General features: G+C 57.2%; 22 protein-coding genes and 1 tRNA gene. 10 read left to right on the top strand and 13 right to left on the bottom strand.

Annotated elements, in window-relative coordinates:
- From Q0931_RS06575 to Q0931_RS06560, 4 genes are all read right to left on the bottom strand, one after another.
- Positions 1 to 885, bottom strand: a complete 885-nt coding sequence (locus Q0931_RS06575; RefSeq protein WP_299258496.1) for a rhomboid family intramembrane serine protease — start codon at positions 883 to 885, stop codon at positions 1 to 3.
- A gap of 212 nt (positions 886 to 1097) precedes the next feature.
- Positions 1098 to 2072 (bottom strand): metallophosphoesterase, encoded by a 975-nt coding sequence (locus Q0931_RS06570; protein WP_299258494.1) that lies wholly within the window; start codon positions 2070 to 2072, stop codon positions 1098 to 1100.
- Positions 2062 to 2943, bottom strand: coding sequence for an NAD(+) kinase (locus Q0931_RS06565; protein WP_299258492.1), 882 nt, complete (start codon positions 2941 to 2943; stop codon positions 2062 to 2064). Before Q0931_RS06565 ends, Q0931_RS06570 begins: the two co-directional genes overlap by 11 nt.
- A gap of 67 nt (positions 2944 to 3010) precedes the next feature.
- The gene (locus Q0931_RS06560; protein ID WP_299259156.1) at positions 3011 to 3898 is read right to left on the bottom strand and encodes a carboxylate/amino acid/amine transporter; all 888 of its coding nucleotides are present in this window, start codon (positions 3896 to 3898) and stop codon (positions 3011 to 3013) included.
- On the opposite strand from Q0931_RS06560, the gene Q0931_RS06555 reads away from it, so the two are divergent.
- The 4 genes from Q0931_RS06555 to Q0931_RS06540 all read left to right on the top strand — a co-directional run bounded on the left by Q0931_RS06555 (position 3899) and on the right by Q0931_RS06540 (position 7192).
- Entirely contained in the window at positions 3899 to 4378 is a 480-nt protein-coding gene (locus Q0931_RS06555) for a DUF6314 family protein (RefSeq protein WP_299258490.1), read from the top strand.
- Positions 4379 to 4575: 197 nt separating this feature from the next.
- Positions 4576 to 5322, top strand: coding sequence for a glutathione peroxidase (locus tag Q0931_RS06550; RefSeq protein WP_299258488.1), 747 nt, complete (start codon positions 4576 to 4578; stop codon positions 5320 to 5322).
- Positions 5323 to 5417: 95 nt separating this feature from the next.
- Positions 5418 to 6842 carry a dihydrolipoyl dehydrogenase gene (locus tag Q0931_RS06545; RefSeq protein WP_299258486.1) on the top strand — a complete coding sequence of 475 codons (1425 nt, stop codon included), beginning with the start codon at positions 5418 to 5420 and terminating at the stop codon, positions 6840 to 6842.
- A gap of 77 nt (positions 6843 to 6919) precedes the next feature.
- Complete coding sequence (locus Q0931_RS06540; protein WP_299258484.1) at positions 6920 to 7192, top strand: hypothetical protein; 273 nt, start codon at positions 6920 to 6922, stop codon at positions 7190 to 7192.
- Between the two features lie 81 nt (positions 7193 to 7273).
- Here Q0931_RS06540 and Q0931_RS06535 read toward each other — a convergent pair.
- Positions 7274 to 7349, bottom strand: a tRNA-Gly gene (locus tag Q0931_RS06535).
- Positions 7350 to 7855: 506 nt separating this feature from the next.
- Entirely contained in the window at positions 7856 to 8131 is a 276-nt protein-coding gene (locus Q0931_RS06530; RefSeq protein ID WP_299258482.1) for a hypothetical protein, read from the bottom strand.
- Positions 8132 to 8466: 335 nt separating this feature from the next.
- Between Q0931_RS06530 and Q0931_RS06525 the strand changes: the two genes are divergently transcribed.
- The 5 genes from Q0931_RS06525 (at position 8467) to putP (ending at position 15859) form a co-directional block, all read left to right on the top strand.
- Positions 8467 to 9519, top strand: a complete 1053-nt coding sequence (locus Q0931_RS06525) for a CNNM domain-containing protein (RefSeq protein ID WP_299258480.1) — start codon at positions 8467 to 8469, stop codon at positions 9517 to 9519.
- A 64-nt stretch (positions 9520 to 9583) separates the two neighbouring features.
- On the top strand, positions 9584 to 9952 hold the full coding sequence (locus Q0931_RS06520; RefSeq protein WP_299258478.1) for a hypothetical protein: 369 nt from the start codon (positions 9584 to 9586) through the stop codon (positions 9950 to 9952).
- Between the two features lie 41 nt (positions 9953 to 9993).
- Positions 9994 to 10767, top strand: coding sequence for an AraC family transcriptional regulator (locus Q0931_RS06515; protein WP_299258476.1), 774 nt, complete (start codon positions 9994 to 9996; stop codon positions 10765 to 10767).
- A 269-nt stretch (positions 10768 to 11036) separates the two neighbouring features.
- A complete protein-coding gene (gene putA / locus Q0931_RS06510) occupies positions 11037 to 14228 on the top strand; it encodes a bifunctional proline dehydrogenase/L-glutamate gamma-semialdehyde dehydrogenase PutA (protein ID WP_299258474.1) in 3192 nt (1063 codons plus the stop codon).
- Between the two features lie 140 nt (positions 14229 to 14368).
- Entirely contained in the window at positions 14369 to 15859 is a 1491-nt protein-coding gene (gene putP / locus Q0931_RS06505; RefSeq protein WP_299258472.1) for a sodium/proline symporter PutP, read from the top strand.
- Between the two features lie 137 nt (positions 15860 to 15996).
- Here putP and Q0931_RS06500 read toward each other — a convergent pair whose 3' ends face one another.
- Positions 15997 to 16281 carry a hypothetical protein gene (locus Q0931_RS06500; protein WP_299258470.1) on the bottom strand — a complete coding sequence of 95 codons (285 nt, stop codon included), beginning with the start codon at positions 16279 to 16281 and terminating at the stop codon, positions 15997 to 15999.
- 288 nt (positions 16282 to 16569) lie between these two features.
- Here Q0931_RS06500 and Q0931_RS06495 point away from each other — a divergent pair, with 288 nt between their 5' ends.
- Positions 16570 to 17052: a peptidylprolyl isomerase gene (locus Q0931_RS06495; RefSeq protein WP_299258468.1), complete on the top strand. Its 483-nt coding sequence runs from the start codon at positions 16570 to 16572 to the stop codon at positions 17050 to 17052.
- Positions 17053 to 17099: 47 nt separating this feature from the next.
- Here Q0931_RS06495 and Q0931_RS06490 read toward each other — a convergent pair whose 3' ends face one another.
- The 6 genes from Q0931_RS06490 to katE form a co-directional block, all read right to left on the bottom strand.
- Positions 17100 to 17660, bottom strand: coding sequence for a hypothetical protein (locus Q0931_RS06490; protein WP_299258466.1), 561 nt, complete (start codon positions 17658 to 17660; stop codon positions 17100 to 17102).
- A 217-nt stretch (positions 17661 to 17877) separates the two neighbouring features.
- Positions 17878 to 18447: a hypothetical protein gene (locus Q0931_RS06485; RefSeq protein WP_299258464.1), complete on the bottom strand. Its 570-nt coding sequence runs from the start codon at positions 18445 to 18447 to the stop codon at positions 17878 to 17880.
- Positions 18448 to 18857: 410 nt separating this feature from the next.
- Complete coding sequence (locus Q0931_RS16735; RefSeq protein WP_366941585.1) at positions 18858 to 19235, bottom strand: NlpC/P60 family protein; 378 nt, start codon at positions 19233 to 19235, stop codon at positions 18858 to 18860.
- A 441-nt stretch (positions 19236 to 19676) separates the two neighbouring features.
- Entirely contained in the window at positions 19677 to 21950 is a 2274-nt protein-coding gene (locus Q0931_RS06475; protein ID WP_299258462.1) for a DUF1266 domain-containing protein, read from the bottom strand.
- Positions 21951 to 22028: 78 nt separating this feature from the next.
- Entirely contained in the window at positions 22029 to 23321 is a 1293-nt protein-coding gene (locus Q0931_RS06470) for an acyltransferase (protein WP_299258460.1), read from the bottom strand.
- A 210-nt stretch (positions 23322 to 23531) separates the two neighbouring features.
- On the bottom strand, positions 23532 to 25676 hold the full coding sequence (gene katE, locus Q0931_RS06465) for a catalase HPII (RefSeq protein ID WP_299258458.1): 2145 nt from the start codon (positions 25674 to 25676) through the stop codon (positions 23532 to 23534).
- Positions 25677 to 26127 lie beyond the last annotated feature (451 nt).

Below are 26127 nucleotides of genomic sequence, written 5' to 3'. Positions count from 1 at the left end.
TTATCCGTCAATATCCTTGTGTTTGTCTCCGGGCACTACCTGACGCGGATGAAAGCGCGAGCCCAGAAGCCCGGCTGCCAGCCCCAGCAATAGCCCACCAAGATGGGCCTCGTTGGCCACGTTCCCAAAGCCGAGCCAGTCGGCGGCCGGCGTCATGCACAGCACCAGCCATCCCACCATGAACACCATCAGCATGGCCGGGAACTGGAAGCCACTGTCAGGCACCAGACGCGAATAGAGCCAGACGAATCCGACCAGTGCATAGACCACACCGGACATGCCGCCAAAAAGCACCGTGCCGGTGGCGTACTGGGCAAGATTGGACACCAGCATGGCGGAAACCAGCAGTGCCAGCAGCCGCCAGCGACCCTGCAGGGCTTCCACCTGCCGGCCAAAATACCAGAGCCAGAGCAGGTTGAAGACAAGATGCATCAGGCTGAAATGCAAAAAGGCCGGCGAAAACAGCCGCCAGATTTCTGCCTGTGACAGGGCGTAACCCAGAGTGGAGGCATAAAGCTGCTGTCCTTCGATGGCAATGGGCGCAATGGCCAGCGCCGTCAGCGCCTGAATATTATCGATTCCCTGCCATGCAAAGACGGCCAGACACATCACGATCACAAGCGTTGTCATTGGTGCCGAGCGCAGCGCCCCCATGACCGAGCCTGCGCGAGCGACCGGCTCATGAGGCTCATCGAGTGTCATGGAGACACCCTGATGCCACTTGTTGATCAGCTCACGAGCCTGGTCGAGCTGGGCATCCTCGATCAGCCAGAGTACCTGCCCACTCTGGTCACGGGAATAGTGGTGGCCGATGCGATGCTTCCAGAGTGCGTGACGCAGCCCGTCAATATCGGCATCAAGAGGAAAACGCAGCGCCTGAGGCATGCTGACTCCATTTGAGGCTGGAACCTGCCAGCCGGTCATGCTCATGGATTCGGACGTTAAATGACAAACACAAAAAGAAGTCCGGCGGAGAGGGTCCGCCGGACAAGAGCAAGGGATCATTCAAGGGAACACTTACTCTGACGACAGAGTGACTCAAAAGTTCCGGATGCATTTAAAAAATCCGAGTTTTATTTAATGACCGTCTTTATATCTCAGGCACTGACCCAGCAAAACCGCCCGGCATCCAGCGCTGACTCGCCGTTAAAGCGGTAGGCGACCAGACGCCCGCCCCTGACAGCACTATAATCCAGACAGGCAATATTGGGCGTTGCCAGGCTGGGAATACCTTCACACCAGTAATGACCGACAAAAAGCGGACGCTGTGAAGGATCATAATGTACCAGCCTGCGGCGCTCGTCGTCGCGAAGCAGCTGGTCCTCGAATTCGGGCGGCAGCGGGTCGGGCTGAAAGACCACATCGCCATAGGTCTGCGGGGAGCGTGCCCAGAAATGCGTGCGAAACAGGCCGCGACGGGTACCATCCAGCGAGCGAATCATCTGCCCGTTGGGCAGACGCAGCTGTGTGCCGCGCGTCGTGCGATCCAGTACACGATGTTCAGGGCTGCCCGTCTCACTTGCCGCCAACAGAAAGCGTCGATCAATCCGGCCGTCCGGGTGCTCTGCCAGAAAGGGCCGCAGTAGCGTCTCGTCCCAGCAGGCATGCGCCACGCGAAAATGCTCGAACTCAAGACACAGCGGCATCTCGAGAAACCACTCAAGATATGAAGCCCAAAGCCCTGGTGCCCGCTCGAACTGCTTGAGCGTTTCATGCATGACCCGTTCACTGCGGCCCCCGACACGCGGCAGGATGAAATCGCGCCCCCCTTCTCTCAGGCACTGCTTCAGGGCATGGGCTTCATGATTGCCCATGACTACCAGGGCGGTGCCCGCATCCACCATACGACGTACGATGTCGAGCGCCTTCTGGACATGGGGGCCGCGATCGATCAGGTCGCCCAGAAAGATGGCGCGCCGGGAGGCGTGTGTGTATACCTCGCCCTGTCTTTGATAGCCCATCCGCTCCAACAGACATTCGAGCAGATCACCGCAGCCATGGACATCACCGATCAGGTCAAATCCTTGATCGGTCTCCGAGGCAGACACTTTGGGAGCAGGCTCAACCAGCAAGGCCACTACTCCAGCCCAGCTTGCTGCGACAGGCTTCGAAATAGCTGTATCCCGGCGGATGAAGCAGCTTGAGGTATTCAGGCTTGCGCCGAATGGAAACCATGTCACCAGGCTGTACCACCACTTTCATCTGCCCGTCACAGCTGACCTGAAGCTCGGCATCGTGGCTGTCCACGACCTCCAGCAGGATGTCACTGGCAGCGTCGACCACGATCGGCCGACTCGACAGGGTATGCGGGAACATCGGCACCAGCACAATCGCCTCGAGCCGGGGATGCAAAATGGGGCCACCCCCCGAGAGCGCATAGGCCGTCGAACCGGTCGGGGTTGCCACGATCAAACCATCGGAGCGCTGGCGGTAGACAAACTGGCGATCGATATAAAGCTCGAACTCGATCATGCGTACGGCAGCGGCCGGATGGAGCACGACATCGTTGAGACTGCAGGCCGACCCGATGACAACGCCATCACGATTGACCTCGGTATCCAGCAGAAACCGCCTTTCCACTTCATACTGGCCGTTGAGCACCTCATCGATGCGATGCTCGACCTCATCGGGGTTGATGTCGGTCAAAAACCCCAACCGACCTCGATTGACCCCCAGTATGGGCGTATTGAAGCGACACAGCATACGCCCGGCGCCCAGCAGACTGCCGTCACCGCCGACCACAATGGCCAGATCACACTGCCGACCGATCTCTTCGAGCGAAAGACTGATGCCCTGTTGAAGCGAGCAGGTCCTCGCGGTATCCGTTTCCAGATACACTTCAAGCCCGCGCGACTTCAGAAACACCGTCAGACGCTCAAGTGTTTCAACGACCTTGTCACTGTCAGGCCGCCCCACCAACCCCACCCGGTTGAACTGTGTCATGCCGTGTCCAGACTGTTTCATCGAGCCGGCATTATGCGTTCCGCCCTGGACGGGGGCAAATCGCGGCTCAGGAAAATTCAGTCGATGGCGATGACGGCGATATCATGCGCCGGCGCCACCATTCACTGCCCAAAAGGGCCAGTAGCATGACAGCGCCACCCAACGCGATCCGGGAAAGGTCCGCCTCGCGATTCCAGATCAACAGATTGACCAGAAGTCCTGCGGGAATCAGCAGATTGTTCATGACAGCAAGCGTTGCGGCATCGACGCGCCGAGCGCCCTGATTCCAGAAGAAATAGCCGGCGCCCGAGGCCACCATGCCCAGCCAAATCAGCACGCCCCACTGAACCGATGTCGTCGGCAGATGGGTGGCGTCGCCCAGCCACCACCAGGCCGGCACAGCGACCAGCAGCGCTCCGATGTAGAACCAGCCGAACACATTGAGGGCCGGAAACGTCCCTTCAACACCGCGCATGAGATGTCGGTAGCCGACCTGGCCGAAGGCAAAGCACAGGTTGGCACCCTGCACCATGAGGAAACCGGTCCAGTAGTCCTCGCCCACCCCCTGGTAGCGAATCAGCGCCGCGCCCAGTACGGCAAGCCCGGCCATTGCCAGCTGAAAGATATCCAGTCGACGGCAAAGAAGGTTATCCAGCAGCGCAATGTAAATCGGCGTAAAAATGGTAAACAGCAGAATTTCGGGCACGCCAAGCAACACAAAGGACTGGTAGTAGCACACATACATCAGCCCCAGCTGAATGGCCCCCACGCCCATCAGCCCCAGTGTTCGGCGCCGGTCCAGCAGGCGGGGCCGAACACTGGGCAAAAATACCAGACAGGCAAGCGAGATACGCGTTAATACGGCAAAATAGCTGTCCACCTGACCGGCCAGATACACACCGATCAGACTGAACGAGAAGGACCACAACAGTGTGACCCCGAGTAGATAGCCCATATGCTTTGTCAACCAGATAGATTTTCAAGGTTAACAACAATTATACGCCTGACCGAATGCCTCAAGGCAACCCGGCAGCTCACCTTTACGGCTTCACCCGGACCACAATCTTCCAGTGACTGGTCGGGCCATGGCACCGGAGACGTCCTTGTCAGCGGTGACGACGCCACTTTCCGCTTTCATGAACAGGGCCATTTCACTCATGCCAACGGCCGCAGGATGGCCTTTAGCAACGTTTATCGCTTTGAAGTCATCGAGGATCGCGTGGAGCTTTATCACGAACGCCGCGGCCAGCAGGAGGCAGTGTTTCTGTTTCCGCTGATCGTGGTGGAGGAAAATCGCTTGATGAGCCTCTCCCCGCATCTGTGCGTGCGGGATCTCTATAGCGGCGAACTGATCATGAAAGACGGCGGTTTTGATCTGACCTGGACGGTTGAAGGACCACGCAAGCAGGAGCACATCCACTACTGCTATCGATAGCAGCCCGATCATGGATGAATGGAAAGAGGGTCATTTGGCTCGAACCATAACACTAGCCAAATCCTTTCAATTATCCTTTCCTATTACGACCTTTGTCTTATTCAAATATCATGATGAGACTCGAGCCCATACACTGCAGGATGTTTTCTGGCAGCGGTGTTTTCACCGCAGTATTTCAATAATACATGGAGCAAATGATGGAATTGCAAAATCGTGAAGGACAGCATGTTCCGGAAGTGACCCTCAAACAGCGCAAGGGCGGCAACCTGGTCGATGTCCAGACCAAGGATATCTTTGCCAACCGTACTGTCGCCGTTTTCTCCCTTCCGGGCGCTTACACCCCGACCTGTTCCTCCACGCATCTGCCGCGCTACAACGAGCTGGCAGAGCAGCTTTTCGCCAGCGGCGTCGATGAAATCCTCTGCCTGTCTGTTAACGACGCTTTCGTCATGGAAGCCTGGGGCGAGCATCAGGAAGCCGAGCATCTGACCCTGCTGGCCGACGGTAACGGCGAGTTCACCGAAGGCATGGGCATGCTGGTGGACAAGACCGATCTGGGCTTTGGCAAGCGTAGCTGGCGCTATTCAATGGTCGTTCGCGACGGCAAAATCGAGAAGATGTTCATCGAGCCGCAAAAGCCGGGCGACCCCTTCGAGGTTTCCGACGCTGATACCATGCTCGATTACCTCAATCCTGAAGCAGAGCGTCCCAGCTTTGCTACCATTATCAGCAAGCCCGGCTGCCCGCACTGTGCCCGCGCCAAGCAGGCGCTGGCCGATAACCGTATTGCCTATGAAGACATCACCATCGGCAATCGTGACATCACCAGCCGCTCGCTGCGTGCCATGACCGGTCATGCCACCGTACCGCAGGTATGGATCGATGGTCGCCACATCGGCGGTGCCGAGGATCTGAAGGCGCATCTCGAGCAGGCTGTTGCCTGATCGATTGATTGCCTCCTGATCATGACGGCCACCTTCGGGTGGCCGTTTTTATATGTACAGTCCCCTACTGTTTGGTCAGGCAATGGAGTCTCGGCATGCAGGAAAGACGCGTAGACGTTGCGATCATTGGCGCAGGAAGCGCCGGCCTGGAGGCCTATCATGCGGCCTGCGCTCACACTGACAGCGTTCTCATGATCGAAGGAGGCCCTTACGGCACCACTTGTGCCAGAGTGGGCTGCATGCCCAGCAAGCTTTTGATTGCAGCTGCCGATGCCGCGCATCACGCTCGTGACGCGGGTGCCTTTGGCGTTCACATTGACGGGAACATTCGCATCAATGGTCGTGATGTCATGGCGCGCGTCCAGCGCGAGCGCGACCATTTTGTCGATGGTGTCATCGACTCAATAGAAGGTATTGATGCCGATCAGCGCCTTCGCGGTCATGCGACATTTGAAAGCCACAACACCCTGATCATCGATGACCATACTCGTCTTCATGCCGGGCGCATCGTGATTGCCACCGGTTCCAGCCCCGATTATCCAGACTTTCTCAAGGCTGCCGGCAATCGCCTGATTACCAACAACGATCTTTTTGATCTGGACGATCTGCCTGAATCCGTGGCTGTATTCGGTCCGGGCGTGGTTGGCCTCGAGCTGGGGCAGGCGCTGTCGCGACTGGGGGTTCGAGTACGGATGTTCGGGGTGGGCGGCGCCATCGGACCGATCGGCGACCCTGTCATCCGTAACCGTGCCGATCAGCAGTTCAACAGGGAGTTCTATCTCGACCCTGAAGCCGAGACACGCAACGTGGCACTCGTCGACGGCCGGGTGGAAATCACCTTTATTGAGCGCGGCGGAGGGCGCGAGGTGACCGAGCAGTTTGACTATCTGCTGGCTGCCACGGGACGCCCACCCAATCTCGAAGGACTCGAGATCGCCCGTGCGGATCTGCGCATGCATGAGGGACTGCCGGTATTTGATCGCGACACACTGCAGTGTCAGCGCAGGGATGGCACGCTTTCCTCCATCTTTATCGCAGGCGATGCCAATGCCGAGCTACCCCTGCTGCATGAAGCCTCCGATGAAGGCCGTATTGCCGGTGACAATGCCGGGCGCTATCCGGACATTCGTGCCGGGCGCCAACGTTCGATGCTGATGGTGGTCTTTACCGATCCGCAGATTGCCATCGTCGGGCTTTCATGGAGCGAGATCGAAAAACGTGCCCGCGACAGTTACGCCATCGGGGAAGTCAACCTTGAACATCAGGGCCGTGCCCGCATCATGCACCAGAACCACGGCCTGCTGCGCGTTTATGGCGAACAGGGTTCCGGGCTGTTTCTGGGCGCCGAGATGTTCGGCCCGCAGGCAGAGCACCTGGGCCATTTGCTGGCCTGGTGTCATCAGCAGCGCATGAGCGTGGCGCAGATATTGGAGATGCCCTTTTATCACCCCTGCCTTGAAGAAGGGCTGCGCAGTGCCCTGCGCGATCTTGAGGCGAACCTCGGGCCTGGCCGGCATTAAGGGACGACGGTGCGCACCAGACGCCATACCATACCGGGGGCCGGATGGTGTTTCCGGCAACCTCTCAGGAGCCAGACATGGCCGACTATATGATTACCTGCGATTTAAAACGTCCCGGCCAGGAGTATCACCACCTGATCGGGGCGCTGTCGCGCTACCCGGATAGCCTGCAGGTGCTCGAGAGCACCTGGCTTGTCCGAATCAATGCCACGCCTGACCTTGTCCTTGCCGATCTTGAGCAATATGTGGACGTTGAAGATCAGATGTTCATTGCCGTCATTCAGACACCGGCGGCCTGGTCGGACAGTCTGGGCGTGGACCGGGTTCTGAATTTTTTCAGCAGACGATAATCAGTGACATGCAAAAGTGAAAACATTGTCACGAGTGACTGTAGACTTCTGAACAGCAAGAGGGGAAATACAAAAAGGAATTGGAGCGGGCAATGGGACTCGAACCCACGACATTCAGCTTGGGAAGCTGACGCTCTACCAACTGAGCTATACCCGCATGGTGCTCATCATAAAAGCCCGCGTCGGCAAACACAAGCAGCGTGCCGCAAACTGCTGTTTCCAGGGCAAAAAATCTCCGGGTAAAAAAAATTTCGATTTTGGGGATCAAACCGCGAACGCGATGGTCATAGTAAGCAAGACGTTCTTCTTCAGTCGCTGAGGAATGCGTTTTGGACTAACTGTTCCTTGCATGGCCGCCACCTCGTTGTGGCGGTTTTTTTATGCCTGATCAAAGCCCGGACAAAAAACCACCGATCGGCCTGACCTACCGCCAGCCCCCTGCTCTCCAGGGTCACTCCTTCATGGCGGGTGTGTTGCTCTGCCACCCTCCTCGCACCGGTCGGAATGCACGTCACTTTCTGTGCCATCAGCGTTTTCGCGGGCCTTTCGGGCGTGGTCATACAGACGACCCGTGCCCTGCCGTTCAAGGGCAGATTCACTGATGTGACAAGGGCATCAGGACTGCCCCAGCGCGGAGGATAAGGAAGAGGGCAATGACAGGCTTTAGCCGGTCATGACGACATGCATGCCGTGCGCGGTAATACGCCCACAACACTGGTCAAAACAGGAGCGGCGAAAAAAACGCCACCACCGCTGAGGGGATGGCTGATCCTGCCAGACCGCGTCAATAAGTCCTCTTCGGGTGAGGTAGCGCACGGCACGAGCAAATTCGATATCCGTGACACCAAATTCGAATGCCTTGACATGGACACGTTGGTATCGGCCTGTATTGAGCAGACGGGTCAGGATGGCCAGCTCGAGCGAGTCAAGGGATTGCATACCGAACGCGTAAGCCTTTTAACATTACATGGGTTAATAATTTGGTACCACTCGAATTATACCCATCAGACATCAAGGCTAAAGTATTAAAAGAAACACATTTTGTGATCAATTTATTTAATTTCGAAAAGCTTATATTAATATACTTCACAAATGTCTCAAAATAGCGACATCTCTACGAGAAAACACCGCTTTAATCCATCCGGGCACAAGTCAGAAACCAACCTTAATATTTACATAGATTTACACAATCCTTGAGGATTTTAATATTCCCTTAATCCATTGCTCTGCCAGAAATGGCATTAATGACCGTCTGGTTACCACATTGAGCCCCCATGATTCTTCTGATCGTTTTTGCCCTCTCTGCAATTACCATTTCCTTTATATGTTCGGTACTTGAAGCAGCACTGCTCTCTCTGACCCCCAGCCATATCGCGCGCCTGCAGGAATCAAGACCGGCGCTGCATCACTCGCTGCGCAAGCTCAAGGACAACGTTGACCGGCCGCTGGCTGCTATCCTCACGCTCAATACCATTGCTCACACGGCCGGCGCCACCGGTGTGGGCGCACAGGTTTCAGCGCTTTTCGGTGAAACGTGGATCGGTGTGGCCTCGGCGGTCATGACACTGTTGATTCTTGTGCTGTCGGAAATCCTGCCAAAGACCATCGGTGCGCGTTACTGGCGCCAGCTGGCCCCGATCATGGCCCCCACCCTCAAGGGCATGATCTGGACACTGCTGCCCTTTATCTGGCTATCGGAACAGATCACGCACCGAATCGGTGGCAACGGAGAAGACGACGTTGATGTTCGCGAAGAGATCAAGGCCCTTGCAAAACTGGGCCAGGAGCGAGGCGTCGTGGATGCCGATGAAGGCAGAACCATCATTAACATTCTGAATTTGCACAATATTCCGGTGCGCGATGTCATGACGCCACGAACGGTATGCACCACCGTAACGCCCGGGATGACGGTCACCGAATTTGATGCCGGCTACGGCAATCTGCCCTTTACCCGCTACCCCGTCATGACGCCGCCGGAACAGACCATGGGTTATGTTCACAAGATGGATACCTATCACGCCGACGATAACGCCACACTCGAATCGATCATGCATCCCATCGATTCAGTGGACAGCGAGGATAGCGTCGAGCAGGTGTTCATTCGCATGCTTAATGACCACCATCACATGTGTGTGGTGTACGACGACCACGGTAATTGGGTGGGCGTGCTGACGATGGAAGACATTCTCGAAACCATTCTGGGTCAGGACATCGTGGATGAAACCGACGATGTTTCCAATCTTCGGCATCACGCCAGGCAGCTCTGGCTCAAGCGCATTCGGCGCAGTCGCGAAGGGGCCGTCAACGATAAACTGCCCAAACGCTGACCCTCTCGGTTGAGGATCGGGACATGCTAGAATGACGTCTCGATCCGGCAACCGATGACCCTCCATGGCTACCTTTTTGCTGACCTTTGTCGTCTGTCTGCTGATCTGCGGCTTCATGGTCGCGGCGTTGCTATTGTCGCGAACGCCGCGATATCGCACCAGCGCCGACGACCTGCTGACCCTGCTCGATGAAACGCTGGAAAATCGCGTCTCAGAAGCACGCTGGCATACCATTGTCGGCTACCCGATTCGCCATGATCCCTATCTGGAAAATGTGCGCCGGCGCTGCCAGGTCATCATGGATGAATATGGCCAGCCCTGGCGCTTTGAGCAGGGAGGCGCACTGTTTTCAGTCACCGGGCTCGAGGAGATTCGCGCCTTGCGCGAGCACCTGACGGCGCGACTGTCACTCAATGACCGACGCGCCTTTTAATACAGGCCGATGAGCGTCTTCTGTCCGGATAGTGAACTGCCATGGCCATCGCGCTGACCAGCACCAACGTCATTCGCCGCGCGCCGCTCGAGGAAATTTCCCTGGCGCATTCCCATCCCTTTCACCAGATCGTGATCGGGCTGGAAGGTGAAGCGGAAATCATCATTGACGGTCGCCCGCTGCATATCTCACCGTTTCACGGCTGTACCATTCCAGGGGATCGGGAGCACTGCTATCGCGGCATCGGCGATAACTCCCAGCTGCTACTGGATCTTTTTGATGACGCACCGGGGCTGTCAGGCGCCTATCGACATCACTTTCAGCTTTTTTCTCACCCTCTGCATTTCGAGCTCGACAGCGCAGCCTGTGCCTATATCACCTTTATGGTGGAGGAGATCACGCATCAGCCGGACGTCGATCGCGATCTGTTGGTGACCACCCTGCTCTCGATACTCTCCCATCGCCTGCTCGACCGTCAGGCGACGCCCCAGTCGCGGCTCGATCTGGTCATGCTGGACCATTACATCGACCGACATCTGGCCCGCGGTATTCGCGTTGAAGACCTGGCCGGACTGGCGCATCTCTCCAGCGCCCACTTTACCGAGCTTTTTCGTATACGCACGGGGCTTCCCCCCTATCAGTACATCCTGCGCAAACGCCTTAATGCCGCCCGCAAGCTGCTGCTGGAAACCCGGCTGCCCCTGATTGATATTGCCGAGCGCTCGGGCTTTGCCAATCAAAGCGCCCTGTCACATGCCTTTAGACGCCATTTCGGGCACTCCCCGGGCGCACTGCGCCAGACGGCCGGCTCATAGGTAAATCGATACAGCACCAATCATTACGCTCCTGTCGTTTAAGACCAAAGATGTATTGCTGAAAAGCCTGCTTTTTTGCCTTGACGGCCTGCGTGCGCAACTCCCGCCAATCTGACAATCCTTCCCGGCAAATCGACAAGACGGCGCCGCATGAGGCGGCCTAAAGTCAAAAAACTCATCATCCTCTCGTAACCGCCAGCCATCGGCGCGCCGCCTGTCTGCGCGCTTGAAATCCAGGCTGGCTGCCCGTCGCGGCAAGGAACTTCACTATGCTCAACAGCCAACAAATACTGGATGCCAATACCTGGCAGCAGACGCCTGAAGCCCTTTTTGACCGCATCAGCGATCACTACATCGTCAATGAAAATGATCTGGTGCAGCAGTTCATCGAACTTCTGCAAACCGATGAAAGGGATTTCAAGCGGATTGCTGACAGTACGGCGGCGCTGGTGCGCGAAGTTCGCGCCATGGATACCGCGGTGGATTCCATTGATGAGCTTTTGCAGCAATACAGCCTGGGCACCCAGGAAGGCCTGATGCTCATGTGCCTGGCAGAAGCCCTGCTGCGGGTGCCCGATACCGCCACGACCGATGCCCTGATCGAGGATCGTCTCAGTGTCGGTGACTGGGAAAAATACGCCGGCCAGAGCGAATCATGGTTCGTAAACGCCTCAACCTGGGGGCTTTTGACTACCGGTCGTGTGATCAAGCTGGACCATCCGCAGGATGGGCGCCCGGCTGGCTTCATCAACCGCATGGTCAACCGCATGGGCGAGCCGGTTATTCGTCAGGCCATGCGCCAGGCGATGAAGGTCATGGGCCGCCAGTTCGTGCTGGGTCGCGATATTGACGAAGCGCTCAAGCGCTCCAGACCGCAGTTTGACAAGGGCTACACCTATTCATACGACATGCTGGGGGAAGCCGCGCTGACCCGTCAGGATGCCAAACGCTATTTCGATGACTACACCAACGCCATTCGCGCCGTCGGCAAGACCAGCCAGAAGCTTTCTTCGAGCACACCGGCACCATCAATCTCCATCAAACTCTCGGCGTTGCATCCCCGCTATGAAGCCGGACGGCGCGAGCAGGTCCTTGAAGAACTGGTCGGGACCGTTCAACAACTGGTCGAGCTGGCGCGCGGGCTGGATGTCGCCCTGACCATTGATGCCGAAGAGGTGGATCGACTCGAACTGTCCTTCGATGTCTTCAAGGCGGTCTATACCTCCAGTGCCTGCCGGGGCTGGGGCAAATTTGGTCTGGTCATTCAGGCCTACTCCAAGCGCGCCCTGCCGGCCCTGCAATGGCTGACACGCGTGGCCAGTGATCAGGGAGATGAAATTCCGGTGCGCCTGGTCAAGGGCGCCTACTGGGACAGCGAGATCAAGGAATCCCAGCAGCTTGGCGTTGATGGGTACCCGGTCTTTACCCGCAAGGCCTGCACGGATGTCTCCTACCTGGCCTGCGCCACCTATCTGCTGTCCGACAATACCCGTGGCCGTCTTTTTCCCCAGTTTGCCACCCATAACGCGCACACCATCTCGACCATTATCGACCTGGCCCGTCAGGGGGATCGCGCCTTTGAGTTCCAGCGTCTGCACGGCATGGGCGAGGCCCTTTATGAGGCGGCCCTCAAGCAGGCGCCCAAGGGCACCTGGTGTCGCATTTACGCCCCGGTCGGTGCCCATAAGGACCTGCTCCCCTACCTGGTACGCCGCCTGCTGGAAAACGGCGCCAACTCCTCCTTCGTCCATCAGCTGGTCGACCCGCGCGTGCCAGTGGACTCCCTGTGCGTTCATCCGGTCGAAAATCTGACCGGTGTGGGCCAGTACTTCAATGCCAACATCCCGATGCCCGCTGCGATCTATCCGGACGGCCGCCGCAACGCTCGAGGCATCAATCTCAACGTCAACAGTCAGTTCAAGCCGTTGATGGAGGACATGTCGTCCTTTTTCCAGCGTAACTACAGTGCCGGCCCGCTGGTAGGGTTCGATCTGAAGGACAGTGACGGTGAGCACCACGACGTTATCTGCCCCTGGAATCATGGCCGCACCGTCGGCCGGGTGCGCTGGACCAGTGCCGAGGAAACCTCGCACGCCATTGAGGTGGCCTGGAAGGCTTTCCCCGACTGGAATGACACGCCGGTCGAGGAGCGCGCCGCTATTCTGGAGCGTTTCGCCGATCTGATGGAAAAGCACATGGCAGAGCTGATGGCCCTGTGCTGCATGGAAGGCGGCAAGCTTTTGCCCGACGGGGTGGCCGAAGTGCGCGAAGCGGTGGATTTCTGTCGCTACTACGCCGCCCGTGCCCGGGAAATCTTTGAAGCGCCCACGGTTTTGCCCGGCCCAACGGGAGAGTCCAACGAGCTCATCATGCAGGGCAAGGGGGTCTTTGCCACCATCAGTCCGTGGAATTTCCCGATCGCGATCTTCTGCGGTCAGACTGTGGCGGCGGCCGTGACCGGTAATACCGTGCTGGCCAAGCCGGCCGAACAGACCTCGCTGATCGCTCATCGCGTCATTGAGCTGTTGTATGAAGCCGGCATGCCGCGCGAGGTTGTCCAGCTGCTGCCGGGGGATGGCGCCACGGTAGGCGCCGTGCTCTCTAGCGATCGTCGCATTACCGGTGTGGCCTTCACCGGCTCCACCCAGACGGCACAGCTGATCAATCGCTCGCTGGCTGCCCGGGAAAACGCCCCCCTGCCCACACTGGTGGCAGAAACCGGCGGCCTGAATGCCATGATCGTGGACTCCACTGCCCTGCCCGAGCAGGTGGTCAAGGATGTGGTGGCTTCGAGCTATCAGAGCGCCGGCCAGCGCTGTTCGGCGCTGCGAGTGCTGTACGTTCAGGAAGACATCGCCGAGCGCGTCATCGATACCCTCAAGGGGGCCATGGCCGAGCTCAACATCGGCGATCCGACAAGGCTCTCCACGGATGTCGGCCCGGTCATCGATGAGGACGCCCGCAAGGGGCTTCAGGCCCATATCGATCGCCTCAAGGGCGAAGGCCGCCTGATTGCCGAGACCGAAATTGATCCGGCCATTGCGGCCAACGGCACCTTCATTGCCCCGACGGCGTTCAGGATCGATGGCATTGATGCGCTGGAGACCGAGCAGTTCGGGCCCATTCTGCATGTGGCGACGTTCAAGGCCAGCGAGATTGATCAGGTCATCGATACCATCAATGAACGTGGCTACGGTCTGACCTTTGGCGTGCACAGCCGCAACGAAACCTTTGCCAATCGCGTGGCAAGTCGTATCCGGGTCGGCAATGTCTATGTCAACCGTAATATCATAGGTGCCGTGGTAGGCGTACAGCCCTTTGGCGGGCAAGGCTTCTCTGGCACCGGGCCCAAGGCCGGCGGCCCCCACTATTTACTGCGTTTTGCCAATGAAAAAACGCGTACGATCAATACAGCAGCTCTGGGGGGCAATGCATCCCTTCTGGCCATGGGCGACGGTTGATACAGCACTCATGACGCAAGCGATGGGAAACCGTTTGTGGTTGAAAACAACATTAAAAAGGGTTTCTCATTCGCGCGCGCCCTGCTCATGACCCTTGCAGGAAACATTCCGGCCTAATAATCAGAACACAGGAGAAATTTATGGCTATCGGCGTCTGGATCAGCCTTTTTGTTTATTTTGCGCTCATGATCGGTATCGGCTTGTATGCCATGCGCACCTCTACCTCCACCTCCGAGGATTATATGCTCGGCGGACGAACCCTCAGCCCGCAGGTAGCCGCACTGTCGGCCGGCGCATCGGACATGAGCGGCTGGTTGCTGCTGGGCCTTCCCGGCGCCATGTTCGCCTCCGGCCTTGGATCGGCATGGATCGGTATCGGTCTGCTGGTAGGGGCCTTTTTCAACTGGCTGCTGGTGGCACCGCGTCTTCGTGAACAGACAGTCCACTATGGCAATGCCATCACCATCCCGGCCTTTCTGGCCAACCGTTTTCCTACCCGCGCCATGTCCTTGCGGGTGGTGTCTGCCATCGTCATCGTGATCTTCTTTGCCATTTATACGGCCTCGGGCCTTGTCGCCGGCGGCAAACTGTTCCAGAGCGCCTTTTCGGGCCTGATCAACATTGGCGGGCTGGGCGATTACGGCACGGGCATCGTCATTACCCTGGGGGTAGTGCTGGTCTATACGGTCGTCGGGGGCTTTCTGGCCGTCAGCCTGACGGATTTCGTACAGGGCTGCATCATGATGCTGGCGCTGGTCATCATGCCGGCCGTGGTGCTTTTCGGCGAAGGCGGCGGCGGTTTCGCTCAGGCATCACAGACCCTTAATGAGATTGATCCCACATTATTATCCTGGACAGATGGTCTGACCTTCATCGGCTGGCTTTCTGCCGTCACCTGGGGGCTGGGCTATTTCGGACAGCCGCACATCATCGTGCGTTTCATGGCCATTCGGTCCCTGAAGGACGTTCCCGTAGCGCGCAATATCGGCATGAGCTGGATGCTCATTTCCATGATTGGCGCCGTGTCGCTGGGGATATTCGGCCGGGCCTATGCCGTTCGCAATGGCATGCAGGTCGATGACCCGGAAACGATCTTTATCATTCTGGCAAACCTGCTGTTCCATCCGCTGGTCACCGGTTTCCTTTATGCCGCACTGCTGGCAGCGATCATGAGCACCATCTCCAGTCAGTTGCTGGTGGCCTCTTCCTCGTTGACCGAAGACTTCTATCGTCTTTTCCTGCGCAAGGAAGCCTCCGAGAAGGAAGCGGTCACGGTCGGTCGAGTCAGCGTCCTGCTGGTGGGCATCGTCGCCGCCATCATTGCCTCCGACCCGAACTCTCAGGTGCTGGGACTGGTGAGCAACGCCTGGGCAGGCTTTGGTGCAGCATTCGGTCCGCTGATCCTGCTGTCGCTGATGTGGTCACGCACCAACGGCGCCGGCGCCATCGCAGGCATGATCGTAGGGGCCGTTACGGTCATGGTCTGGATCACGCTGGGCTGGAACGCGTCATTCATGGGTGGTCCCGGTATTTATGAAATCATTCCGGGCTTCATTGCCTCACTGATCGCCATTGTGATCGTCAGCAGAGCCACCAGTGATTCCGGCGAGTACAAGCAAATCTCTCGCTGATCGCGCCTTTACAGTGCATCGAACGTTAAAAAGGGCTCCCGAGGGAGCCCTTTTTGATGGCGTTCAATCAGGGGCGTTTCCAGAGCCTGGGGCCGATCGATCAGCCTGCGGGCGTCAGAAGGCTACCCCAAGCTCTCTCAATGCACCTTGCTCAACGCAAAGCGAATGACTGCCCGTACGATCAAGGCGATCAGAGCAATCAGCAGCAGGGTCAACAGCATCGAAGCAGGGTTGGTCATCAGCGTGGCCAATAGTACACCTGCCACGATCGACCAGGTCATGCGATTGACCTGATCGTCATCAAGACGAAGAATGGCAGGCACCCACCGATTGACCATTTTGCCAAAACCACTCTCCCAGCCCTTCCAGGCCAGTGCGGTAGCAATGGCAAAAATAACGATCCAGATGACAGCAATGGTCATAAGCTCTCCTGCGCGAATGTTTAAATGTCTATAATTCAGTGTGACCCTGGGCACAATGCCTGTGCCGCTGGGCCCTCATGACGCCGGCCTGCACACAGGTAAGCACCATGCTGGCATGATATCGCAAAAAAAGCGCGATTGATGAACCTCTCGGGGTTGAAAATTATATGGCCGTCGCCATCTTGGTGGATAAGCACGTCGGCACGCATTCATGGAGACCATCCTTGAAAACAATGCCCCGACAGTTTTAGAGCAACCAACACGTACCGACGCAAAAGGACCCTTATCATGCAGATCGCAGAGAACACGGTAGTAGCGTTTCATTACACCCTGAAAAACGACGCTGGAGAAGTCCTCGACAGCTCCGAAGGTCGTGATCCGCTTTCCTATCTGCACGGTTCAGGCAACATCATTCCTGGCCTCGAGAAGGAACTATCGGGCAAGACGACAGGCGATACCCTTCAGGCGCGCGTTGAACCCGGCGAAGGCTATGGCGAAGTCCAGCCCTCTCTGGTGCAGGAAGTACCGCGCGATGCCTTTCAGGGTGTTGAAGACATCCAGCCGGGCATGCAGTTTCAGGCTCAGACCGAAGGCGGCCCGCTGCTGGTCACCGTCACCAAGCTTGAAGGTGACACCGTGACTGTTGACGGTAACCATCCGCTGGCAGGTGAGACCCTGAATTTTGACGTGAGCGTTGAATCCGTACGCGAAGCCAGTGCCGAAGAGCTCGAGCACGGCCATGTACATGGCGAAGGCGGTCATCAGCACTGATTGCCAGCGCCCAGCGTTTAAAAAGGCAGCCCATGGGCTGCCTTTTTTTATGCCTGCTCTTGCCGTTTCGTACCTTGCGAGACCGTGGCGTTTGGCACGTCAGCAGAGGCGAATGTAGCGGCATTTGAATGCCTGCCAAGTGCTCGATAGTTGAAAATTAGCCGCCAGATCAGCACCACCAGACAGCTACCTGCAAATCCGAATCCGCTCCAGAAAAAGGTCTGCGGCCAGTAGCAGGCAGCAATCAAGAGCAGCGTTCGTCCGACACTTCCTGTAGCAACATCGACCAGACGCTCGACTCCGCCGACCCTGACCACGATCATTTGCGCTTCCTGAAGCAGCGCTGCCAGTCGCCTTTCAAGATCAAATACGAGTATGACAATGACCAGCACAAGCGCAGGCTGGAAAAGTCGCTCAGGCTGGTAAAGTGAAAGCCCACCCATGACCGACAAAATCAAAACGATTTCCATGAAGGGGCGCAGGTAGCGCTGCCTGGCATCAAAGTGCCCGAGTGCCATGGATACCCAGCCCGACAACATGCTCAGCAGACGATATAAAACAACGAACAGTGCAGCTAACAAAGGCTGGCGTGCATACAGCAGAGGCATTGTGGCAATGCCAAGCGCGATGGCTGAAAGGGCAAGCCCCGCCGGCGAGACGCGCCAGGCCACAAGCTGATGCGCCGCCCATGCCATAAAGGTGTGACGAAAACGATGCAAACGAAACATCAGGTGAGACATTCTCGGTACCGGCAGGTAAAAGAGGCGTCATTGTAGTGATGGGCTGCAACGACGTCGATGCCGGCTGCGTCAGACGCTCCTGGACTCAGGCGCGACTGCACTCAAGTACGGCCAGGAAACGATTATCGCTGCCCGTTTCACTGTCCACATAGAGGGTTCTGGCAACCCTTGCATCCAGCTGCTGGCCGCCACAGAAAGTACTGCCCGAGCTGCCGGCGAATGCAATGTTGTTCAGGGCAATACCCTTGTGGGCATCATTGATCACCTGGTCGACCACCATCTCATTGTTCTGTTTCAGATGACCGTGCGTTACATACACGACGCGCCCACCCTCGCGACATAGTGCGATGGCACGCAACAGCAATGACACAAGACGCTCTGAACGCTGACGTGAAGACAGGTGTCGCCCCATCAGGACCGGGATATCCAGCAGGACACGATCAAAGGTGCCCACCTCTTCCAGTGATAGACGCTCATCATCAAGGCGGGTCATGATCACATTGTCCGGAACATGGCAAAGCTCAGCGCTTTCAAGCGACAGTGCGCCCGTGATATTGGCGACCAGTTCACCTCGCTCATCGAGCTTTCGGCCAATCAGGTGCATGCGCTGTCGACTGGAGCCATACATGTCCAGTACGCGATGATGGGGCGCCATGTCCAGCAGCGATATCCCATGATGGTTCGAGCGCTCACATGCAGTCCGAGGCGCTAATGTTCCATCGAGTCCGGATGATGTCAAAGAAGCGGGTATCGCTTCGGCCGCTGGGGCTGAAAGCCCTGAGCATCGGGTATCCATACCTGAGAAATCCTGAAATCAATATTCAGGCCGGCATCCTGCCAGCCGCTTGCCACCATCACTGTACAATATTTTTATACATCTTGTACAACAAATGCCGGTTTATAAAGCATTAGTACTGGAGACACCTGGAAAGCTTGATTGACGGGCTCAAAAACCAGCGACATGGAAAAGAACCCGTACAGATCAGCTCACTCTCATTACCGTCAGCACACAAAAAAGTGGGCCGATACTGTCACAGTACCGGCCCACTTTGACATTTCAGAAAATCAGGGCGTGCGCATGGCCAGCGCATTGGCATCCAGAGTTCGGCGTGACTGCCAGTAATGTCGGCTCCAGTAGGGATTATCCAGCCGAGAAATCTTGACGCCTCGCGAGCTTGAAGCATGCATGAAGCGGCCATCACCAAGATAGATTCCGACATGGCGATCACCGCGCCATGGCCTGAAAAAAACCAGATCACCGGCCTTGAGCGCCGTTTTCTCGATGCGGCGGCCGGTCAGCACCTGTCCGGCCGTGGTCCGGGGAAGGTCAAAGTTGAAGCTGTCACGAAAGACCTGCTGCACCAGTGCCGAACAATCAATGCCACTGCTGCTTTCGCCCCCGAATCTATAGGGTGTCCCCTCCCAGGTATCGTATTCAGCCAACAACGCGGCCTCTATATCGACCGGGTAAGCATCCTCGGGCGACGTATAATCATATCGGGGCGCCTGGCCGGCATTTCTTCCCGCTTTCGCTTTCGACGTTTTCACCGTCGAAAGCGAAAGCATTGCCGTATCCTTTAAACCATCCTGTGAACCGGGCTGCGAGGCCGCACACCCTCCTAAAGCAAGACAAACCAGACCACTCATGATTATTCGCCGCATGTATACGGCCCTTTTTGTTGATCGAGCACTGGAAGCATCCTGAAAATATCGCGTGACAGATAGGAAAAAGGCGTCGAACAAAACGCTTTCAGGATGTTAAGGAATTTGGCCTTGTCTGACGAGTATTAAAAATTAATCAAACCACCCTTGTTGTGACCAAAGTATTAATCGAAAGCCATACGAAAGTAACCAAACCACACCATCCAGTTACCTTTGGTGATCCTAGTGCAGAATGCGCGCATCCCCTGGCAGCGTATCTGCGTGCAAAGGCGGCCAGCGTCGGGGCTGAGTGCCCGGAAAATCAAGACTGGCCCAGCAACCCGCCAGCGGTGGCAGCCCTGTCTGCCAGGCGGTCATGGCATGATTGAACTCCGCCAGGAAATAATCGCGTTCGGGCGTGACCACCATGAAGAAACTGTACCCTGCCAGCATCCCCTTTCCATAGGCCCACCAGTCGCTATAGTGACGGGATGCCAGCTGCAGCGCCTGGTCCAGATAGTGATGAAACTTGTCTGAACTCAGCCAGCCAAGCTGCCGCCCGGCAGCCGCAAGGTCTACCAGCTGCGCGATGTCCCACGCGGCCATATCGATATCGTTGCAGTGATGATCGTTTTTCAGCACGCGACGCAGCCTCTCCAGATGCACGCCCTCGTCTTCACTGCGCTCGGCAGATTCAAGCACGGCAATTTCCTGACGCAGGCGACGCTGGTTGAGCGTGTAGGGGCCGTAGTTAATCAGGTATTCCTGGCGATCCCCCGCCTCGACCAGAAAGTCGAGAAATCGAATCAACGGCGCGGTGCCCCCGAGACCATAATGACTGTCGAGCCAGTCCCGGATTTCGCTGGCCTGAACGCCGTATTGTCTGTCAGGTTCACCCCAGAGCGCGGCATTGAGCGGTCCTGACAGCGAGAGTGCGGTAAATCGCGACAGTGACGGGCGCCTGCCCGGCTCCTTTTGGAAGCCGGTCGGCGCGGTCAGCCAGTGAAAGGGGCTGCCGGGGTCATGGCGATGCCATTCGATGTCCTCGATCAGAGACTCCTGAGTGCTGTCCTCGGGCAGGGCCTGCTCCCATCGCGCCCAGGCCTCCAGCATGGCATCCACACAGAGATAGTGACGATCCAGCATGGCGGCAAGCCTTGTGTAATAGCGCGTCAGCAGTTCGTCTTCACCATAGTCGGCGCTTTCAAACATCTGAAGATGAAAGGCATATTTCTCTGCCATGATGATCGTGGCCGAGACCGACGCGCAGGCCGCCAGTTCCTGGCGATAGGCCAGCAGTTCGGGAGATGGCGTACCAAAGGGGGTGTCGACCTCCGGCATTCTGTCATGCAGCGCATCGGAGGCCAGCTGATTGAGATGATGTACCTGTCCCGGCATCCAGAAGCGCGAAAGCCCTGCCACCCCCTCTTCCGGACGCCAGTCCAGCACCTCATGAAGATACTCCCGGCTCTGTCGGCGTTGCTCATCGTTGACAGCCGGAGCCGTTGACTGACGATACAGCAGATCCGATTCTCTGACCGAGGCTACCGCGAGCGCCCAATGGCGTGCACTGCTGCGCAGTCCGCGGATCATGGCTCGCGAGCGATCGCGAAGATCATCGTCGAGCAACTGATGCAGCGGCCTTTGCCATGGGCTGTCGCTCGCGTCCAGCAGCAACTGCCAGTCATCAGTGAAGTTCTCCATCAAATCGAGCCCTTCATGCAGACTGCGGCCGCGCTGCCAGGCCAGCGCCACGGCATGCCAGTTGTCATAGCGGCGCGTCAGAAGATCCACTCCATGCGCGGCAAAGCCTCTGGCCTCATCCTGATCCAGCCATCCCATGGCCATCCCGGCCCAGGCCAGATCCACCAGACGCAACCAGTCCCAGGCGGCCACATCCCGAGGCTGTCCCTGCACGACAAAGGCCTCCATTGTGGCGGCATAAGTCGCCTGTGGTGCCATGCGTACGTGCCATTGCAGGCGCTGGGCCGTGGTCATGGCCCCAAACCGCTGATGATCCAGCTCCCAGCCATGGCGATGACCCTGCCCTGCCAGCCAGAGCAGCATACGGATCAACTCATCACGCTCATGAATCGACCAGACCCGGCCCAGGAAATGTCCGGTGTGATCACGCTCCAGTCCAGCTGCCGCCATGCTATCGATCATGATGGGCGCAAAGGGCGCGCGGGCCCGCCATATGGCGCTGTCGCCGTCATCGGGCCAGGGGGCCTGTGAAGCAGCACCTTCCTTGAGCCAGGTCAGCCATTGCGAGAGCGCCTGCTCATCCAGCCAATGCGCGTTAAAAGCCAGCACCAGCATGGTGACGGCTTCATCACGCTGCGCCTGATCAAGACGCCCTATCATTTGCCACCCCAGTGCGCCCGGCTCCTCGATCTCCATGCTGCGCAGGCGTGCAAGGGCACGGGACATACTCATGCCACGCTCGGGCGGCACCTCACGATGCCAGCCGTGGCTGGCCAGACGCTGGGCACACCAGATCTGCAGGCTTTCTTTCAAAAAATACCTCATGAGACAAATATTCGGTCCCGCTGTTGCGGGAGCAGCCCTCATTGTAACCTGGACCGCCCCCTTGTCTCAGCGGGGTTCCTGCGGATCGGCCATTCGCTCGGCATGCGTCTTGTTTCGCACAGGTGCTGTGGGCAGCATCCAGCTCAGAATCCAGCGGCGTATACGAACGACAAACTGCTCCTGAAAGAGAATGCAAAGGATGATGGTGATCAGCAGGTAGACCGGGTAGAGCCATATGGAACTGGTGCCGGCCGCCGCCAGACACAGGCGCAGGTTGTCAGCACACAGGGAAGGCTCACCCTTCAGAATCTGCTCGCTTCTGGTGAAGATGACATAAAGCGGTACATGCAGGGCAAACATGGGCAGGGATGCCCCACCCAGACGTCCGGCAAATTTGGTCAGTCGCTTACTGTCGGGGGTGGGAATGTGCACGCACAGATAGATCAGTGCCATTTCAGCCGTGAGCAATAATCCGTTATGGAGCAAGTAGTACCAGGCGCGTCCATGCTCGAGCAGCCAGGTCGCGACCAGACAGCACACCGCGATATACAGCGCCAGAGCCAGTTTTCCTTGCCGCTTGAGCAGTTGCCCGGCATTTTTTTGCTGCATATAAAAGGCGCACAGCAAAATCCCTGCAATGAACTCGGGCAGCCGAATAATCGGATTGCGGTGCAGGATACCTGTTTCCGGCATGTCATAAGGGGTAAAGGCCACAACCAGCAATGGCGGTACCAGATAGACCAGGTTGGTAAGCAGGATCGCCAGCCGCGTCCTTTTGATCTTCATGAGCCTGGGGGCAATAAAGGGAAAGGTCAGATAGAAGAAAAACAGTGCCGAGATGGACCAGGACGGCGGATTGAATGTCAGGTAATAGGGGTTCCAGGCGTGCAGCATGAACACGTTGAGCACGACGTTAAACCAGAGCTCAAAGTCGCCCATGGTGTGGCGAAGGGCCTCGGGATTAACGATACCGGTGTCGTTGTTGACGTCATAGAGCACAAAGCGCAGTGACGTCCCGGCATCCTGAGCCGTCAGTGCCAGATAGCCCACACCTGCCGAAACCGCCATGGCCAGAAGGCACGAACCGATATGAATCGGATAGAGGTTGGCAAACCGCTTGGTCATGAAGCTTCTGGCTGGCTCGCGCATTTCGTGCTTGTCATTGAGATACACATGCGCCAGCAAAAAGCCGGACAGGATAAAAAAGGTACTGGTCGAGAAAAACCCGAGATCCGTGACATAGCCCGACCAGCTTCTGATGGACGGGTAGTTATGCAGGGTATGAAAGATGACGATGTAGAGACCGAGAAAGAATCTCAGCCACTCAAGTCCAATAAATCGCTCTTTGGAAGAGGCCATGATATCCACTCAAAGCACTGACGTAAGCGGGGCAAATCCGCCATGCCCTTTGGCATATGACTGACAGATGCCGGTTTGGCAAGCAACATACGCAGCTCTCGTGCCAACGTCCACTCCGAAGGGTCATAATATGTTAATCCGCCGACACATAAAAAACCCCGGCCAGGCCGGGGTTTTTTATTAGAGGATAGATGCGATCCGTCAGTCTCCTTAGGCGGGCTGAGTATTGGCTTCCGGATTACGGCTCCAGACACGATGCTGGCCCAGCGCCTTTTTGAAGTCATCAAAAATGGCATCCACGCTGTCACCGGTCAGGACACCCTCATCCAGCTTGATATTGGCAGCTTCCAGCAGCGCCTTGCCCTCACCTACCGCCGCAATCACCTTCAGGTGCTTCCAGGCCTCCTGCGGATAGTAGCGACCCTGACCGCTGGCCTTGAGCGTTTCAACGCTTTTGGCGCCACCGGCGATCAGTACCGCATCCATGGTGACTGACGGCAGACCATTGAGCATCGCATCCGGCGTAATAGTGTTGCCATTGCTGGCCTTCACCGGCGCCATGGTTGGCGCAATGATCATGCCCTTCGCGCCTTCGGCCTTGAGCTTCGACTGCAGTGCCGTGACCTGATCAAGATCAACACCGTCCGCGACCAGAATGGCCACCTTGCGGTATTTGATGTTGCCGGGCAGACGTGCCATCAGGCTCAGCGCTGGCGACTCGGTCAGCGTGCTCCTGCCCAGCTCTTCCGCCGAGGCCGGCTTTTCCGTGGGTGCCTCGATACCATGAATCTCGCCCACGCGACGGGCCAGGTCCAGATCGATATTGGGCAGGATCTGCTGGATCACACGCTCACGAATCCAGGGACGCTCGACCTTGGAAAGCTCGAAGCCGTAGGCCTGAACGATGTGCTCCTTTTCCACGTCTGTCTGGCTGTTCCAGAACAGGGTGGCCTGCGAATAGTGATCGGCAAAGGAGGCACTGCGCCCGCGAATCTTGTGGGCATCAACACGCTCGTTGACCGATTCAAACCCGCCGTTTTCTGCCGCCGGCGGCGTTTCACGCGGCCAGCCGTCATCGATCGAGTTGGGCTCGTAGGACGCCTGCCCCTTGTTGATCGTCATGCGGTGGAAGCTGTCACGCTGGTTGTTATGCACCGGCGTGACGGGACGGTTGATCGGGATTTCCTTGAAGTTCGGCCCACCCAGACGCAGCATCTGGGTATCGAGATAGGAAAACAGACGTCCCTGCAGGAGCGGATCGTTGGTGAAGTCGATGCCCGGCACGATATGGCCCGGATTGAAGGCCACCTGTTCGGTTTCGGCAAAATAGTTGTCCGGGTTGCGGTTGAGCGTCATCTTGCCCAGCGGCGTCACCGGCACCTGTTCCTCGGGAATCAGCTTGGTCGCATCCAGAATATCGAAGTCGAACTTGTGCTCGTCCTCTTCCTCGATGATCTGCGCACACAGTTCCCATTCGAGGTAGTCGCCGTTGCTGATATCGGTGGCCATCTCGCGGCGGTTGAAATCCGGATCACGACCCCACAGCAGCTGCGCCTCGTCCCAGATGAAGGAATAGGTACCCGCCAGCGGCTTCCAGTGAAACTTCACAAAGCGCGATTTGCCCTGCTTGTCGACCAGCCGGAAGGTATGAACGCCAAAGCCTTCCATGGAGCGATAGCTGCGTGGGAGGGCACGGTCCGACATGGTCCACAGCACCATGTGCGCCGACTCCGGCATCAGGGAGACAAAATCCCAGAAGGTGTCATGCGCTGATTGGCCCTGCGGAATTTCGTTGTGCGGCTCGGGTTTGACGGCGTGCACGAAGTCGGGGAACTTGATCGCATCCTGGATAAAAAAGACCGGCATGTCGTTGCCGACCAGATCCCAGTTGCCCTCTTCGGTGTAAAACTTGGTCGCGAAACCGCGCACGTCACGGACAGTGTCGTTGGAGCCGCGCGAGCCCTGAACGGTGGAGAAGCGTACAAAGGTCGGGGTTTGCTGGCCGGCCCTGAAAACCGCCGCCTTTGAATACTTCTCGGCCTCCGGATAGGCCTCGAAAACACCGTGTGCAGCAGCACCACGAGCATGCACGATGCGCTCGGGAATACGCTCATGGTCGAAATGATTCATCTTCTCGCGGAAGATAAAGTCTTCCATCAGCGTCGGACCACGCTCACCGGCCTTCAGGGAGTTGTGGTTATCGGCAATGCGTACGCCATTGTTAGTACGCAGGTCATGACCTTCGGCATCGTTGCGAAACTGCTCGAGATTCTCGTTCTTGCTCTGATCACTGGTTTTGAAATCAGTATCGTGCGGACCGTCAGTGTTGGACGCGCTATAGGGATTGTTGGCCACGGTATTCTCTCCTCATCGAATTCGGCAATAAAACATTACCGGTCTGCCTGTCCATCGGCGGCGCTTCAGGGAAGCGCTCGATTACCCACTACCCAGTGTGTCAGGACACTGGGCAAGCAATTCATGGCATCTTGCAGATAATCAGCGTAGGTGTCTTTCTTCTTCCATGCCAAAACTGAATCACTGATCAGCATGACAATCATTTTCTTTTAAATAACTGACACAAAAGAATTTATTGATATAACACCGGTTTCCTGTCGAACAGCTGATAAAAAAGCTGCCGGGCAATACCCGTCAGCCTTTGATGTTGCCTGATAAAAAGCGATTACCTGTCAGGCAATGCCTTGAGACGTTTCTCGACACATTCATCGCTATCATGACACGGCAGATGGGTTCAACGCTGAATGGGGCCTGCGATCATGCCATGTTCAGATACAACGACGCCCGGCTT

Source organism: uncultured Kushneria sp., from assembly GCF_947497025.1.
Lineage (GTDB): Bacteria > Pseudomonadota > Gammaproteobacteria > Pseudomonadales > Halomonadaceae > Kushneria.
This window is presented reverse-complemented; position numbering and strand designations above follow the sequence as displayed.